This window comes from Streptomyces sp. NPDC111656 (assembly GCF_055656965.1).
This window is the reverse complement of the sequence record NZ_JBVKCA010000036.1, coordinates 29,292-46,674: the sequence shown is the minus strand read 5'-3', so window position 1 is coordinate 46,674 and position 17,383 is coordinate 29,292. Positions and strand designations below refer to the sequence as shown.

Genomic DNA, 17,383 nt, shown 5'->3' with positions numbered 1-17,383 from the left:
AAGACGGAGAGCAAGCAGCAGGCGGAGCAGGAGAAGGCGCAGGCGAAGGCGGAGCAGGAGGCCGCCAAGCAGGAAACGCAGAAGGAGAAGACGGAGAGCAAGCAGCAGGCGGAGCAGGAGAAGGCGCAGGCGAAGGCGGAGCAGGAGGCCGCCAAGCAGGAGGCGCAGAAGGAGAAGACGGAGGCCAAGCAGCAGGCGGAGCAGGAGAAGGCGCACGCGAAGGAGCAGCAGGAGCAGGCCCGGCAGGAGGCTGTAAAGGAGAAGCAGCAGGCCCGGCTGGACGCCGAACATGCCAAGGCCGATGCGCAGGCGGACTACGAGCAGCAGAAGGCCGAGGCCAGGGACGAACGCGCCCATGCGGAGCAGCAAGCCGACAGCCATGAGGCGGCGGCGAAGCAGGAGTACGAGCACCAGAAGGCCGAGGCCCAGTCAGAACGGGACCAGGCTCAGCAGCATGCCGAGCAGGAGCGGGCGGAAGCAAAGCGGGACTACAACCGCGAGGTGGCCGGCGGTGCCAATGAGCAGACGGCTCGTGAGAAGTACGACCATCGGATCGCCGAGATCAACGGGGCCGAGCGGGACGCCGTTCGGGAGGCCGACGCCCATGAGGCCCAGGCCAAGCACGAATACCAGGAGCAGAAGGCTGCCGCCCAGGAGGAGCGACAGCACGCACGCACGGACGCGGAGCAGGCACGGCGGGACGCCAAGGCCGAGTACGACAAGCGGATGGGTGACATCCAGTCCAAGTACGACCGGATCGGGGCCGGCGACAAGGACATTGAGGACCAGATCCGCCAACGCATCGCCGATCTCCCACAGCCGCCCGACCTGACCTCTTACAACCCGTCGGGTGCTGGCTCGGAGCATTCCTCCGTGTTCAACGACAACCTCTACAACTCGGACGATCTGGCATCAGCGCTGGGTCGCCCGCAGGGCAACGATGCCCTTGTCGGCTCGTCCGCCGGTTCACCCGGGGGCCCCGGGGCGCCGATGATGCCGCAGATGATGCGCGGTGGCGGAGGTGAGGGGGGTTCGTCCGGCGAGCGGGTGCGCAATGTCATCGATCCCGGTACCGGCCGCTCCGGCAGAGTGGCCACCCCCGGATCGACCGTCGAGGACGAAGAGCACCGGGTGATCCCGAGTGCCACGCAGACAAGCAGCAGTTCGCAGCCCTTCATGCCACCGATGGGGGGCATGCCCGGGGCCGGCGGAGGGCCCGGCCAGCAGACGGAGAGCAGCGACCGGGAGCGGACCACGTGGCTGGCGGAGGACGAGGACGTCTGGGGCACCGATGAGGGCGGCGTCCCCCAGGCCCTGGGGCGATGAACTCATGCCGCCGGCAAGCAGTCTTGGTTGGGCGCGTAGTGGTTGGCAGCCCAAATACGCAGTGAGGAGACCAGATTGAGTGAGTCGATCAACGACCGCGTGGCCGAGGCGATGGCCCATCTCAAGGCCACGCAAGAAGCCGTGGCCAAGGCTCAGAGCGAGCTGAACGCCGCGTCGATGACCGCACACTCGGCGGACAGAGCGGTCCGGGTGACCGTCGGAGGGAAGGGCGAGCTGACGGGCCTGGAGTTCCTCGACGGCAAGTACCGCTCCATGGCCGCCTCGCAGCTCTCCGCGTCGGTGCTCGAAGCCGTGAACCAGGCTCGCGCCGCCATGGCGCGCCGGGTCGTCGACACGATCGACCCCCTCACCAGGCTGACCCCCCGAGGTATGACCCCGGAACGCATAGGGGTCGACTGGAGCTCGATTTTCGGATCGTTGCTCAGTGAGAACTCGGTGGAGAAGGGGTCGAGGGCGATGGACCGGCTCCGTGACGAGATTCATGAGGACGAAGAGGAACCCGCCACCGCGGCCGACCGTGGCACGGAGAACAAGCGACAGAGGAGTGAATAGCGATGGCAGAGTATTCGGGGGACCTGGAAGGAATCCTGAGGGGTTCGAAGGACATCGCCGCGGCCTTTGAGGGCTCCCAGGAGATGCTCCCCCGGTTCGAGGACAGCTGCCAAAATTCCGATGGTTGGTGGGGCGAGGAGGAGGAGGGTGACGACCTCGCCGACCAGCTCGGCTTGAAGTACCGGGGTAGAAGGGAATCGGTGGCTGAGACGGTCAAAGGTTTCACGGAAGCCATTCAGGGACTGGTCAAAGCGGTCGCCGAACAGGCCCCTCTGGTCGGGCGTCCGCAGGAGTATGCGATGGAAGACATCGACAACCTGAAATCGGAAAGCGAGGGCCGGCGGTAAAATGGCGATCGACTTCCCACCCGATTTTCGAGAGTTCCTCAAGTGGTACGTGGGTGGGAACGTCGCGTCCGGAAACGAGGACAGGGGCTACGACGCACGACTTGCCTACAGCCGGTTGGCGGACGATGTGGAGTCGCTCTCGAGGTCGTTGCAGGGAGCGGTGAGCACAGCCGGGAACGCAATGCCGCCGGCGATGGCCAAGGAATTTGTCGCCGCTGTGAAGCAATTCGTCGACGACTCCGGGACGGGCTACCTGACAAAGTTCTCCACCGAGCTCCGGAAAATATCCGAGGAGCATGTCCCCGACACGATGAAGCTCGTGGAATCAAAGATCCAGATGCTCCTCGAGTTCATTTCGATGACCATCGAAATCGCGTTGATTCTCGCACTCGCCGTCTTCACCGGCGGTACTTCGCTGTCCGAGATCGCCCTGGCGAAGGCGCGCACCGCGCTCTCCATCATCTTGCTTCTCCAGAGGTTTGCACGGGCTGTCCCGACTCCGATCTCGGCGGTGCTCGAAGCGATTCAGGAGGCCTTCATCACCTTCGCGGCGCAGATAATCACGATGACCGCGCCGGACGAGGATCGTCGGCGGAAGGGGTTCGATTGGTCGGAAATCGGACAGTCGGCCGTCGCGGGAGCGCTCGCGGGACTCTTCGGTGACGCTTTTGGCCACTTCGCCCAGCCGTTCATCAAAAAATTCCTCAAGGACAGTCCGCTGTGGAAGGAGGTGTCCGAACTCCCTCTTTCTTTCGTCAACGAGGGCCAGGCCGAACTGTTCGCGGAGGCATTTACAAAGCTCATCTTCACCGGTAGTTTCTCGCTCAACCCGCAGACGCTCCTGATGGCCGGGGTCAGCGGGGTAATTTTTGAGGCCTCTTCCGACGTTCTCGGGTCCGGTGGAAAATGGCTGCACAATAAATTCTCCCTGAATCTCAACTTCGGCAAGAATAAGGTCAATCAGCTCCCGCACGGCGGGGGCGGGGGCGGCGCGGGGGCGCCCGAAACGGATCACAGTCTCGACGAGTGGGAGCCGATGCCGAGCGGCGGTTCTCCGTACTCTCCTTCCCCTCTTGACGCCTCCGATGCAAAGGCTGTATTGGAAACTCCCGTCGGTGAGGACTACCTTCCTCCGTACAGCGAGAGTTATGTCCCTCCGTACGGCGTGAAGGATGTTCCTCCGTACGGCGTGAAGGATGCGCCTCCGTACGGCGTGAACGATTTGCCTCCGTACAGCGCGAGTTATGTGCCTCCGTACGGCGTGAACGATGTGCCTCCGTACAGCGAGGGCGAACTTCCAACGTCCAGCACGAACGATGTGTCTCCGTACAGCGGGAGCAATGTTCCTCCGTACGGCGCGAAGGATGTGCCTCCGTACAGCGAGGGCGATGTTCCTCCGTACGGCGAGAGCAATCTGCCGTACGAGGTTGCGCGCAGTGAGTCGGTCTTCTCCACGCTCAATCCCACGGACCACACGGACACCACGAACCTCGCGCCCGGGACCGTCCCCTCCCCCCAAGTGCTGACGAACCTCCCGGGCACCGTGGGCTCTGCCGCCCCCACGCCCTCCCACACTTCGGCCACCGGGCAGTCGGCCGTCAACTCCGCGTACGAGGACCCCGCCAACCTCCCCATCGACGAGGAACTCGTCGCTCCGGAGGAGGGGATGCCCGTTGCGGAGGGCGCTCCGCTCACCGCGGGACAGACTCCGCTGAGTTCGGACGTCGCCAACTCGAGCACCGGCCATGCAGTCGGTGCCGGTACCGGCACCGGGACTGGCACGGGCACCGGGACTGGCACCGGAACCGGCCAGGAGGTGTCCGTACGAGAGCGGACGGCGGACGACGACTCACGCGCACCGATCGCCGAAGACGCCGGAGATACGGTGCCGGACGAAGCGGACGCTGACGGGGTCAGCGAGAGCCCCGTCGTCGCGGAGGTCACCGCGGAAGCGAGCCCCGTCGTCGCGGAGGTCGCCGCGGACCCGGGAACGAGGGTGCCCGTATCCAACGCCGGTACTCCGGTCACCGAGAGCACGGATCTACCGTCGACGGTGGGGCTTGACAGCCTTCCTTCCGACGACGCCGATGCCGAGAACGCCAGCCTGGGCCCGGCGGCCCAGCAGTCCCCGGACCTCACCGCGTCCCCCCGGGGGCACCAGACCCCCGTCGGCACGGCCCCCGTCGCGGACAGCGCGGAGGACCAGGCCGGCGTGGCCGAGTCGGACCTGGTGTCGGATACGACGACCCCGGACGACACCGCCGTGGCGCAGCCGGCCCTCGTGGCGACACCGGACCTCCCGCCTCCCCCCGCGGCTTCCCGCCCCGAAGCGGGCACGCAGCAGCCGGGCCAGACTCAGGGCACCACACCCGAGGGCCTTCCCCTCCTGGACGAAGCCCTGCCGGCACCCCTGGACCAGGAACTGTCTGCCCCGGCGACACAGCTGCCGTCCGCGGTCGGTATACCCGTCGCCGGTGCGCGCCTCGGCGATGCGCAGGCGGCCACACCCGAGCAACGTACCCAGACCTCGTCCGACGCGACCGCCGGTCCCGCCGACTCCGTCGCGCCGCCGCTCTCGGACACCGCCGCCGACGCCGACATGGACGCGCTGCCGGAGCCCGCCGTACCGCCGGACTTCCTTCAGACGGCCGAGAACCTGACCGACAACGGCCCGGAGCTCTCCACCGACGATCCGGCCGCCGCGCCGTACCGGCCCGTCAATACGACGTCGAGTGCGTTGTTCGAGGACTTCGCACCTCCGCCGGCCGCCGGAGAGAAGGACACCGGGGTGGGTGCGCGACTGAGGCCGGGGCCGGGACATCCTGTCGAGGTGCGCCAGGCGCCGCGGGTGGAGGAGCACTCCGTCGACGTGCCCGAGGAATCGCTCACCTCGGGCTGGGGCGTGTCCCGCGACAACCACCTTCTGTTCCGGGCCCTCGCCGATCAGGGCGAGCTGGTCATCGACGTGCGGCCGCGCAACGTGGACTCCGTGAAGTGGTTGACGCTGGGCGCGCTTCCGAAGCCCGAGGAGATCAAGGCGAAGACGGTCAACGCCTTGGACGTGCGTCTCGGCGCGCCGGAGGACAAGCGCGGACTGGTCGGCTTCTTCGAGCCGCGGCTGCCCGAGGGCGTGTCCGCCGACGACCCGGTCCACACCCGTTACCAGCAGCGTCTGAAGGAGTACCAGTCGCTGCGGAACCAGATGGACGAGCTGGCGGAGGAGGGTCGGTACCGCACGGTCGACGGTGTGGTCCACGCGGTCCTCGAGGACGGCACACTGAGGCCGCTCACCGGGGATCTCGACATTTTCAGGATCACCAGGCTCGATGGTTCCCCCCTGCAGGCGGAGCAGTACGGGGAGCTCGTCGAGAACATGAAGAACTCCGCCATGGACGTCATGCACGGGGCGCATCTGCACTGGAATCCGCAGGACTCGTTCGGCCGGGACATCTACCGCGCCATCAACGAGGCGCACCGGCTGGACGGCGGTGCGGAGCCGTTGCTCAGGTTCGTGGCCCATCGTGGGTCTTCGACCGTCGCCTACACGGATTCGGCGTCCGACACGACGCCGGACGCGTCGCGCACGGGGTCGACGGACGAGAACCTCGCAACACCCCACGGAGACGAGCGGACGCTGGACGGCACATCCGGCAAGGGCAAGGCGCGGGCCCTGGACGGCGCGCTGAGCCGCGATCCGAGCAGCGATCCGAGCAGCGTTCCGGAGGCCGACATCGCGCTGGCGGGTGAGGACTGGGCGAACGCCCTGAGCGACTACACCGATGCCGTCCACCAGGTCACGACACCCGCGGCCGAAGGCGCCCCGATCGCGACACCCGGCGCCGAAGGCACGCCGACCGATGCGCCCGCGGTTCCGGTCGAGCCTGGGTCGTCCAGGCGCGTAAACCCGCTGCTCGCGGACGAGTTGACTCTCAAGCAACTCCACGACCTGCGGAACGAGGTCAACTCCGCACTGACGTCTTTGAAGTGGCCCGGCGTCGCCGATCTGAAGACGGTGCGGACTCTGCATCGCGAGTTGGACGCGGCGTGGAAGACGGGGACCAGGGCGACCGGCGAGGCGATCGCGCGGATCATCGCCTTCGGCAAGGTCGGCCCACTCGTCGGCGGGGCATCGGACGAGGGGCCCGGCAGCGACTCCGGGTACGGCTCTTCCGAGGAGTTGCTGGACGACTTGGTCAGTTCCGTGCGCGTTCCGGATGTCCGCGAGGTCAGTCCGGATCGCACTTTGGGTGTTGACGTATTCGGGCTGTTGGACCCGCCGGAAGTTCCTGACTTTCTGCGGGATCCGGCCACCGGGCAGCCCTACGACTACACCGGGCTCAGCGTCGACCACGGCATGCACTTCATGTACCTCATGGACATGCTGGAGACTCGGCCTGACCCCGGCATGATGGATCCGGCCACCTGGGACGTCGACGAGGGCGCCTACAGCCACCAGGGAACGCATCACCGGGTGCCGCTGGCGGTGCACGCCATCTGGCAGGGTGATCCGCTGAGTGACACCGGCCCGTCCGCCGGGTTCTGGCAACGGTTCTCCGCGGCGGCCAAGGAGTTCGATGGCCAAGTCCTCTTCGCCGTGTGGACCGATGTACCGCGCTCCGAGATGGAGGCGGTGCTTGCCCTGACCGACTGGTCCGACGATCCCCGTCTGCTGGAAGTGCAGCGGATGGCGGCCTGGGCGCAGGATGCGGGAATCAGGCTGATCAACATCGACGAGGTGGCCAATTCCGCCCGGCCGATGGGGCTGCAGGCGGAGTACCTCACTGAGATGGCCAAGCAGACGGGGCCCGGCTGGGCGGCTGCCAGTGACGCCCTGCGGTGGGAGATCGTGGACCGCTTCGGCGGCCTCTACAGCGATGGGGACAACACGATCACGAGTCTGGAGGACTTCCGGAGCGTCGCGGACAGTCCGGCGGGCTTCGCCGTCCATCGTGAGGGCGCGGGGGTCGCGAACTCGGCATTCCTGATGCCGCCAGGACATCCGGCGATCGATGAGATCCGCGCATTGATACATGGTCAATACGCCAGGACCCAGCAGGACTTGTACTCCTCCGCCGGCACGCTGCGCGATTTCTTCTGGCAGACCGAGGTGGGCAGGGCCCGGCGGAACTCCGTGCTCGAGCGGACCTTCCCCCCATCGGTGCTCGACGTGTTGATGCGGCACGGCGATTTCAGCCAGGCAACCGATCTGCCACGGCTTCAGGGAGTCGGGATAGGGACCGACGGGAGCTGGAAGACGCCTGCCGTGCAGTCGCCCTTGGTCGGGGGCCGGGCGCAGACCCTGACGTTCACCCAGCGTGTGGTGCACAGCCTGGTGCGGGACATCTACAACCGCAACGGAGACTTGCGGATGACGGCGGCGGCCCAGGCCATCGCCCGGCATACGCAGCCGCAGCTGGTGTGGGAGGCCGTGTTGCGGTTCCTCGCCTCCCGCGAGGACATGCGCGACCTCGTCCGTGGTGTGACGATGCGCCGCGTGCTGGGGGCGGACGACGAGTTCGTGGCCGAGGTGCCCGAAAGCGTGCGGGGTCTGGTGCGGCATCCGGTGGGCGAACGGTCGCCGCTGGACCCGTCGCAGGGGGACGAGGCCGGGGAATTCTGGTTCGGCCAGGAGCACGGCGGCGGTTGGTGGCTCGGCGAGCAGTCCGTGGCCGCCCGTCTGGAGCCGTACACCATCTCGTACGCTTCGGGCAGTCGCCCCGCGAACCCGCTGCTCGCGGACGAGTTGACGACGAAGCAGCTCAGCGACCTCCGGAACGAGGTCAACAGCGCACTGGCGTCTTTCAAGTGGCCCGGCGTCGCCGATCCGGAGACGGTGCGGACTCTGCATCGCAGGTTGGATGCGGCGTGGAAGTACGGGAACACGAAGGCGACCGGCGAGGCGATCGCGCGGATCATCGCCTTCGGCAAGATCGGCCCACTCGTCGGCGGGGCGCCGCAGATCCGCCACAACTCGCTCACCGGCAAGTGGACGCTCGGCATGGAGGTGAAGGTAGGCCCGCCGCGGACCCGCGATCTGATGAGGGTGCCGGCGGACCAGGCGCCCAAGCGCACGGGTGTGGGCGGGGCCGCGGGCACCGACGAGACCGCCGCGGTCACGGACGCTCCTGCGCCGGCCCCGGCGGCTCCGCCGAACGACCCGTCGATGTCCAGCGACGCGTACCCGCCCCCGCCGCCGCCCGGCGCTGAGCCGTCCGCACCACAGCAGGCCGACGACAGCCCCGAGTCCTCCCTCGTCGACCCTCCGCGAACCCTGGAAGGCCAACTGGCCCTCCGCCGCCCCGTCAGAGTGGACCGTGCCCTGGTGCACCCCGGTCCCCGGGCCCGCGACGTGCTCTTCTCCGACGGGACGCGTCGTCTGGCCCTCGGTCCTGTGGTACGTCGCCTGCTGGCACAGCGAGTCGGTGAGGCCCCCGTTCACGACAGCGGGCCCGGCCCGGTGGGCCAGGCGGACAGCCTCCTGGGTCTGGGGCTGCAGCTGAGCTCCATACGCGCCGTGCCCCTGCTCGTCAAAGAGATCCTGACGTTCGTGCAGTCGGACTCGTCGATGCGGCCCCGGGTCTCCAAGCGCAAGGGCGATGAAGCGGTCAGGCTGCGAGGTGCCTTGGAGCGCGTCCTCACTCAGGACACGGACGGCGTCCTGACCGAGGGCCGCGACGTCACATACATGGCGGAAGGCAAGGTGCCGCTGCGGCTGCGGCTGCGGCTGCGGCCGTACGGGCAGGGCGAGAAGTTCACCGGCCAGTCCAGCACGGTCGACCGGACCGCGGTCGCCTGGAAGGGCACCGAGACAGTCGGCTCGGTGGCGACCGTCAACACCGCACGGGCCGGCAACCTGCTGTTCCCGCTTGCTGCGCTGGCCCTGCCGGTCTGGATGTTCGCCCGGGTCGGCCTGCGGTTCGGCCAGGCCAGGGCCATGAGGTACCGGCTGACCAACCAGGTGGCCGGGATGTCGGAGAGCAAGACGCACCAGGAGCCTGCCGTACACCTCGACCACGCCTGGGTGGAGGTGCAGGTCCTGGACGCCTCCGGCGGCGAAGTAGGCGGGGACAACTTCGCCCTGCGCCACGGTCTGCTGACGCGGTTCGAAAACGACGCCAAGCCCGAGGAGACCCGGAGCCGGATCCCGAAGCAGCTGACGTTCACCTCACGTCCGCACACACGCCTCGCCGCCACCGAGGAGTTCGGCCCGCTGGCCGAGGTACGTGACTGGGCCATCGCCGACACGGGGGCCGCCGAGGGAACCGCGCTGCACGAGTACCTTGCCGCCTACTTCACCTCCGAGAACTTCGAGCGACTCGGTGACCGCCTGGGCGCGGGCCGCGTCATGACCGAGCCTCTTTTCGCCGGGAAGAAGAAGGACAAGCCCCTGGGTGTATTGACCGTGTCCGTGGTCTCGCAGCAGGGTCTGTTCCTGTCGGACTCGGTGGTTCACCGAATCAGGCAGGGCGCGGCACTGGCGGCCTCCGGCAGCTCCCGGCAGCTGACGAAAACCAACCTGCAGCAGCTTCAGCTCGCTCTCGGGCCCGCCTTCCAGTTCCTGGACCAGCTCTCGGGGTCCCTCGATTTCCGCTTGGTGCTCGCCGCCGTGCTGCGCGTCACCCACTCGAGCGCCCGCGCGACGTCCATGGGCGGCAGCGCCAGTGTGCAGACCATCGGTGACCACTACCCGCGCCAAGGGGGCGCAGCCCGGTATCTCATGCTGAAGAGCGTGACCGTCCAGCGCAGCGGACGGGACCGGTCGCGTCCGGTGGGACCGGACGGGCTGCACCCGCCGTACGAGCCGAAGACGTTCCTCACCTGGGCGGTGGACCGGCTGTCCCATGCCGAGGCCCGACGCCTGGCCGGCTGGGACGACGGGAGCAGGCTCAGGCTGCAGTCGGGTGCCGGGGAGCCGTTCGCCCCGCCGTACCTCACACCGGACCATCCGCCCACGCTGGGACTGTCCCGGGTGGAGAAGTTCTCCTTCGGCGACGGCGACTACAGCAAGCCGGCGCCCGACGGGACGGAGCGTACCTGGCTCGAGCAGCTGACCGACGAGGTGCTCGAAGCTGCGGCCAAGGTGTACCCGCAGCTGGTGGCGCCCCTGAGGGATCTGGATCCGAAGAGCAAGCGGTGGCGCAACAGGACGCACTTCGAGCTCGTCGTGGCGAACACGATGGAGGTCATGCGCTCCCTCAGCGAGGCGAGCATGGCCATGTCCCTTGAAACGACGATGTCCACAGGCCTGCGCATCGCGCTGCGTGAGCACGGCCGGGCCAAGCGCGGCTATCGCTACCTGTGGCTCGACGCCGAGCTGACGGGGCGGCGCTACGAGGGCACGCAGAACGAGTTCGCCGTCGAGACCAGCATCGACGGCGACGAACTGCTCGGCTCGGCGCACACGGTGACGCACACCGTCGAGGGCGGCCTGGAGGGCCAGGCCGCGCTTTCGGGCACCGCCGGGAAGACACCCTCGGGCCGTGCCCGTCAGGCCGGTGGCGCAACGGGTGGTCTGACGGGGGGCTCCGTGCGGCAGCGCCGCAACGTGATAGGGCCGGCGGCGACCTTCTCCCAACTGGCGGCGTCGGCAGGCCTGCCGCCGCACTTGCACAGCTACCAACTCAGGCTCACTGTCAGCCGTGGCGGCTACTGGCGGCTGCCGGCGCTGCTGCGCGGCATGCTCACCGGAGGCGTGCTCGGCACGCAGCCGTTCGTCTTCAAGGAAGCGCGCAGCGGGCTCGCGCTGCCGGAACCTGCCAGTGGGCCCTTGCAGGACGCCGCTGACGACGCGACCAGCACGGACGCTGCCGACCTGGACCAGGACGCGGACCTTGAAGCCGGATCCGGCTCTGCTGCCGTGTCGGGCTCCGTCGGGCGCGTACTGCTGAGCACGGCCGCCAGCAACGAATCGCTCACGAATCCCGATGGTCCCGACAACCCGTACGTGGACAGCGACAGCCAGGTCACCACCCGGCGGCTCGACGCGTCCGACCCCTTCCTGCAGTCCGCCGCGCGCCCCGGCCAGGCGCACAAGCGGCCTGCGGCAACGGACTTCAGCCGCCACTTCATCCCCACCATCACGGTGACGGCACACCAGGAGCTGACCGGCGCGGCCCAGCGGGCACTGTCGGAGGCCTCGCACGGCTCATGGCACCTCACGCTCGAGGGGGCACCCGGCCACGACTCGGCGCTCTCCCTGTTCAAGGCCCCCTACATCACGGCCAACCTCGACCAGACCATGAGCCCCGTCGGATACCGCACCGGAGTCCTGTGGGCGGCGGGCCCCTATCTGAACCGGTCCGGCGTCCTGGTGCATCGCATGACGCTGGCCGACATGCAGGTCATGTCGGCGGCGCACGGTTCGGAGGTGCTGCAGGGACACATCGCCTCGATGCAGTTCGGCGGACTGCGCGCCACCGGCTACCACGTCGTGACCGGCTTGCAGTTCTTCGGCTCGCCGGCGAACAGCGTGGGCACGGGCGGGACCGGGGCGTACGGCCTGGCCGCCGTTCCCTGGCAGTTCGCCAAGAGCAAGGCCCAGGTCACCTCGATGATGGCTGCCGCCGGAGTACTCCGCGTCCACATCGGCCGCGGGATGCTGGTTTCCGCGACCGCCCACCACGAACTGGCCGCGGCATCGTCGTTGCTGGGCACCATGTCCGCCGTGAACAAGCCCTACATCCCGGACACCTTCGCGGATGCCGCCGGCTACGGGGTGACGATCCCCGGCGGCTGGACGGGCGTCGTTCCGGAGAAATCCGCCTTCGAACTGGGCCTGCAGCGCGACGGGTTCGGCCCCGTGCCGCGCTACTCCCGGTTCGTGTGGATGCCGCAACCCTGGATGGAGGGACGCCGGTTCGGCACCTACGCGGTCAACACGCTGGACGCGGCGGGGGTCCTCGCCCGCTTCGAGGCGAAACTCGGCGGTCTGTTCACCCGCGAGTCGGACCGTGAGGCGATACGCAAGCTGGTGTCCGCGCGTGTTACGCGCACCCTGCGCGGTGAGATGACCGCGGGCGGCGGAGCCACGGTGCCGGCCAGGGTCGGACGCTGGGGCTGGGACGTCCTGCGCGTCGGCGGCCGCACGGTCCGGGTGAAGGCCGAACTCATCCCGGGCGAGAAGAAGTTCAACGGACTTGACCACAGCTCGTGGATCCTCGATGCCGTGACGGCGGGCGAGACCCGGGCCCACGGCACCATCACGACCTCTGGCAGCCAGCTGGGCACCACCGTGACCCAGCGCGGCCAGTTCGACGAGATGCGCACCAGCGACCTTGGCGCTTCCTACGCGACCACCGGAGTCAGCAGCACCCGACGCAGCGACGCCGAGGGCGAGACGGACCGGGACGAGTGGACGGTCGCCCTGACCGGTGCATACGCGGAACACACCACCGCGTACCGACTGAAGCTCTCCATGGAGATCGACAACGCGGACCCCGGCACCGGGCCCGAACTCGTCGACGAGGGTGTTCCGGCATCGGGGCACGATGAGCGGACACCGGCCTCGTTCACGGGTCCCCGTCCGTTCCATGTCGAGGGCGAGGTGGGCGAGTTGGTGACGCACACCAACCTGGGCCTGACCCTGCCGTCGCGGCCTTCTGCCGCAGTCGATCTGCCCGGCGTCGGACCGGTCCGGCCCGCCCCGCTGCCGTCCTTCACGTCCGGCAAGGACTGGCGCGAGGTCCGTCTCGGCGACGGAAGCCTCGGTACGTTCCAGGTACCGGACTCGGGATTCGTCATCATCGATGTGCTGGGCGCTCCGCAGGTGCAGGACAGTGCTCGCCGCGCGCTCGCGAAGGCGTACGACATCCGCTTCCGGGACGACGGTGGGTCCGGGGTGCCGAAGTGGGTCGACAAGAGCGGTCTCACCGCTGCCGCCTCGCCGAGCGACAACACCTTGCGATCGGCGACGGCGGACGTTTCGCTCGCCGCCTTCGCCCCACGGGCGCTGTCCCGCACGGGGTACCAACCGCCGAACCTGATCGAAGACAATGTCATCGGCGGCGCTCAAGGCGCCCTCACCCTCCATGCCCGGCCGCATCTGCAGCAGGCGGTGCTGCTCACCGTCGTGAACGAGGCCCATCAGACCGGACCCACGGTCAAGCGGCAGCAATGGGAGCACGCCGACATCGGGCATGCGCAGGGCACCAACACGAACGTCGGCGTCACCGGCGCCACCCCAACGGCGGCAGGCACGCCGGCCCCGGGGCTCCCCGTGACCGGCCCCAACGCCGGAGGGTTCGACACCCTGCCCTCCGGTGCGGACGTCCTTGGCTGGAACGGCACCGACATCACCGACGTACCCCCCGGACGCAACTTCCTGTTCGCCATTCCCACCGACTGGCTGGCGGTGGCACAGGTCCACCGCAGCTTCAAGGACAGCAAGTTCGGCCGTGCCCTGCTCTCGCCGCTGCAGGCACTGGGCTCCAAGCGCGTCGTCAACGCGGGGCAGAAGGCGTACGAGACCAATGCCCCGCTGCTGGTCTGGGTCACCGAGCCCGTGGCACGCGACCTCGGCCTCATCACGGAGGAGAACTACCCCGCGAACGTCGCGGCCGCCTGGGACGCGGTCAAGGACGCCGAGAAGGCCTGGGTCAAGGCCGACAAGGCGTACTGGGACGCGCGCCGGGGCTTCGGCACCGAACCCCTCGCCCGCTACGAAGCAGCCGTGGCCCGTGTCGAGGCGGCCGTAACGAACCGCGACCGGCTCGAACCGCAGGTGACCGAGCCGGCCCCCGACGCCGAACTGCCCATGGTGCAGTGGAACGCCGGGTTCGCGAAGGCGCAGCGGGAACTCGCCGCAGCTCAGGAGGAGTTGGAGCAGGCAACAGCCGTACTGGAGGGACACCGGCAGCCCCTGAAGCCGCTGCTCGATCTCGCCGAGCAGATCGCCGGGGAACACCAGCGGGTGCGCCTGGGCGCCGAGCGCCTGACGCGCTGGCACCGGCTGAACGCCACCCCCGAGGGGCGGGCCCGCCTCGTGGGGACCGAGGCGCCCGAGGACGTCAAGTTCACGGACCCGACGCCGCGCGCCGACATCCCGGTGTTCACCAAGCAGACCGCGCCGGACGGCCGGACGACGCTCAGCTCGCCCGAAGGCGTCGACTACACGGTCTTCGACGTGCCCGGCGACGGCAACGGCTTCTACCACTCCCTCCGGGCGGCTGTGGAGACCATCGCACCCTGGCTCGCGGACGCCCTCCCGCCCGCGGACCAGATGCGCTACCTGCTCGCCGACAGCCTCGCCGATCCCTCCAACGACGACCTGCTCGACTTCTTCACCCCGGACGCGAAAGACAGGTTCTCGCCGGACGAAATCATGGCGGCCGGCGTCGAGTTCGGCGACGACCCGCAGCACCAGCGTGAGCTCGACGCAATCGGCTCCGTGCCCCACTCGGCCGAACTCAGTCGTGCCCAGAGACTCGATCTCGCGCTCGAACAGCTCCTGCGTCCCGCGTCCGCCGAAGACGACGGCGGCTGGGACACCGCCGCGGCGGACCTGCGCGCAGTCCTCGCCGCACGCGTCCTCGGCATCCAGGTGACAGTCGTCGACAGCGACGGCCGCTTCCAGACCTTCGCGCCGACCGACGGGCCGGTGCCGCCGGACGCCTCTGTCGTCCTGTTCCTGGACCGTGAAGAGCGCCGCTTCCGCCCGGCGCTGCCGGGTGAGGCGGATGCCTTCGTAGCTGACTTGGGCAGTTGGCTGCCGCAGGAGGCGGCTGGGGAGAACAAGGGCAAGGGCAAGGCGCGTGCCGGTGACGAGGCAGCCCCCGCGGCGGGGCATGGTGCCGACGAGACGGCTCAGCCCGCGCCGGGGACGCTTCCCGCCCACTCCGCGCTTCCCTGGAAGGGCGACAAGGCCAAGGCGGCGGACCGGTACGACGCGTCGGGCGATCACCGGACACTGACTGGGCCGAATGGTGAGACGTACGACCTCATTGAGCTGCAAGGCGACGGCAACCGCTACTACGCGGCGCTGGTCGCTGCCCATGCTGCAGCGGAGAAGGCGAAGGCCGACGTACCCTCCACCGCCGACGCGTCCAGCGCGCAGGGCTTCGGCATCTTGGACACCTCGGGCTCGGACGCGTCCGGCGCCCAGGGCTCAGAGGTCGTGAACACTCCCGTTCCCGAGGCCCCCGGCACGCCGGGCGAGATAGCTCTGGAACTGCCCGCGGACGCCAAGCTCGACAGCGACGCACGGTTCCGCGCCGACGAGATCGAAGAACTCGGCCTGGAACTGGCCGACATGACGCCCGAGGAGCTCTCCGCGGAGTTGATCCGCTCCGGCGGACGTGTCCCGCCGTCGGTCTACGCCGACAACCGGTCCAACGAGGAAGCACTACTGCGCAAGCAACTCAGCACCGCCCGCCTGTGGAACCATGACACAGCCAAGATCGCGGCCCAACTCATCGCCACCGCAAGCGACATCAACATCGTGCTCGTCGCCGAGGACGGCACCTACACCGTCCACGCACCAAAGGCCACGAGTCCGCACCACACCGTTGTCCTCTACATGCGAGGCGGCGAGTTCCTGGCCGCGATCCCGCGACCCACCGATGACTCCACGGTGACGGTGCAGGCCGAACGGACCAGCGCCGCGCCTTCCCACGGCGCGGATACGCCGTTCGTCGAGTCCAGTGCGGATGCTGAGCCGGGTGAGGAGGCGGTTCCGCCGTCGCTTGATTCGTCCAAGGCGGAGTTGCCGCCCGCGCACGGTGCTGCCGATCAGCAGGCGGCGCACCCGGACGGGCCGGCCGTGAACCCGGAGGCGGTTGGCGATCCGTTGATGCATACGGTCCCCAGTTCGGTGGAGGGTGTGTGGATCCGGACCTCGTTCCCGGAGGGCGGGCAGCCCGGCGACTGGGCACAACGGAGCGCGGCTTACTCCCGGCTTCCTGAGCTCACCTCGTTCAAGCAGTTCGCGACGGATCCGGCCACCGGGCAGACGGTCAGCGCCTCGTTCCCGCTGCCGTGGATCTCCGAGCAGGCCGAGGGGGATACGGCCGGGGCACCGAAGGTGCACTTCTTCGGCTCGCACGCCGGCGTCAAGGGGATCGACCTGGCCGACTCCCGTGGCGGTACCCGCCGTGTCGGTGGCACCGAGGTCGGCGGTGTTCTCAAGCGGCGGGCCAGCTTTGCCGCGCTGCCGCCCACCGACACCCTGGCGCTGCTGTGGTGCGAGGACCCCGGCGACGCGCAGCGGGTGGCGGACGAGACCGGGCTGCGGGTCTTCGCCCCGCTGGGCTCGTTGTATGTGGTGCCCCCGGGCGAGGCCGGCGGGCTGCCCGAGTTGGTGCTGGCGCCTGATTCGCAGGGCCGGCCGGCCGGCTGGCGGGAGTTCTTCCCGCGACCGGTCACCGCTCCCCGCCGCGAGCAGGAGCAGACACCCGCCGAGTCCGCCCCGAAGACCGCGCTGCCGCCCGGTGAGTGGACTCCGGCATCGCAATCCGACCTCCCGGGGCTGGAGTACCGCCACGGCCCGGAGGCGGAGGATGCGGCTCGGGAGAACAAGGGCAAGGGCAAGGCGCGTGCCGGTGACGAGGCAGCCCCCGCGGCGGGGCATGGTGCCGACGAGACGGATCAGCCCGCGCCGGGGCTGGACGTCCCACTGCTGGCTCTCGAAGGTCCTGTCCCGGGTCTCAATGACTCGCTCCCGGATCTTGATGCCGAGCTCCCGGGCGTCGACAGTCCGCTTCCGGGTCTTGATGTCGTGTCGTCGGGGTCTGTCGGGGTGCCGGCTGTTGTGGTGACTTCTGCGGAGGGGCTGGAGTCCGCGGTGGATGGGGATCCGGATCCGGGTCCGGATCCCGGTGGGGATCCTGGTGGGGCGCCGGGCGGGGTTGCGTCGTCGGTTCCGGTTGCGGGGTCGGGTGATCCTTCTCCGTGGTATTTCGCTCATGGTGCGATGGGGCAGGCTGTTGTCGCTGATTCGGTGCAGTCCATCGAGTTCCGGCGGGAACAGGCGGATTTCTGGGCGGGGCAGATCAGTTCGCGTCTGGACTTGCCTGGTCCTGGTCCGCACACCGAGTTGCGTTCGGGTATCAGGTCCGCGGTCAGCGAGTTGCTGCTCACTTCGAAGCCGAAGGAGTGGGACGACATTCTCGCGGCGGGCCGCACGTTGGTCGTGGGTGGCCGGC

The 17,383-nt window shown here is 68.9% G+C and carries 4 protein-coding genes and 1 pseudogene (1 of these 5 running past the window's edge); 4 read left to right on the top strand and 1 reads right to left on the bottom strand.

What is annotated here, in order from left to right:
- From ACZ7M3_RS49185 to ACZ7M3_RS49175, 3 genes and pseudogenes are all read left to right on the top strand, one after another.
- Positions 1-1,326 (top strand): annotated as a pseudogene (locus ACZ7M3_RS49185) (hypothetical protein); the annotation flags it as partial.
- Between the two features lie 75 nt (positions 1,327-1,401).
- Positions 1,402-1,899: a YbaB/EbfC family nucleoid-associated protein gene (locus ACZ7M3_RS49180; protein ID WP_472072859.1), complete on the top strand. Its 498-nt coding sequence runs from the start codon at positions 1,402-1,404 to the stop codon at positions 1,897-1,899.
- A 2-nt stretch (positions 1,900-1,901) separates the two neighbouring features.
- Entirely contained in the window at positions 1,902-2,246 is a 345-nt protein-coding gene (locus tag ACZ7M3_RS49175; protein WP_472072857.1) for a hypothetical protein, read from the top strand.
- Positions 2,247-2,571: 325 nt separating this feature from the next.
- On the opposite strand, the gene ACZ7M3_RS49170 is transcribed toward ACZ7M3_RS49175, so the two are convergent.
- Positions 2,572-3,219: a hypothetical protein gene (locus ACZ7M3_RS49170; RefSeq protein ID WP_472072855.1), complete on the bottom strand. Its 648-nt coding sequence runs from the start codon at positions 3,217-3,219 to the stop codon at positions 2,572-2,574.
- Between the two features lie 393 nt (positions 3,220-3,612).
- On the opposite strand from ACZ7M3_RS49170, the gene ACZ7M3_RS49165 reads away from it, so the two are divergent.
- A protein-coding gene (locus ACZ7M3_RS49165) for a lonely Cys domain-containing protein (protein WP_472072853.1) crosses the window boundary here: on the top strand, positions 3,613-17,383 show its beginning. It continues 25,475 nt past the right edge of the window; the window shows 13,771 of its 39,246 coding nt (coding positions 1-13,771); the start codon lies at positions 3,613-3,615; the stop codon falls past the right edge of the window.

Excerpts from the sequence above, each read along its gene's own strand:
- ACZ7M3_RS49175 (WP_472072857.1), top strand. The coding sequence starts at position 1,902 with ATGGCAGAGTATTCGGGGGACCTGGAAGGAATCCTGAGGGGTTCGAAG.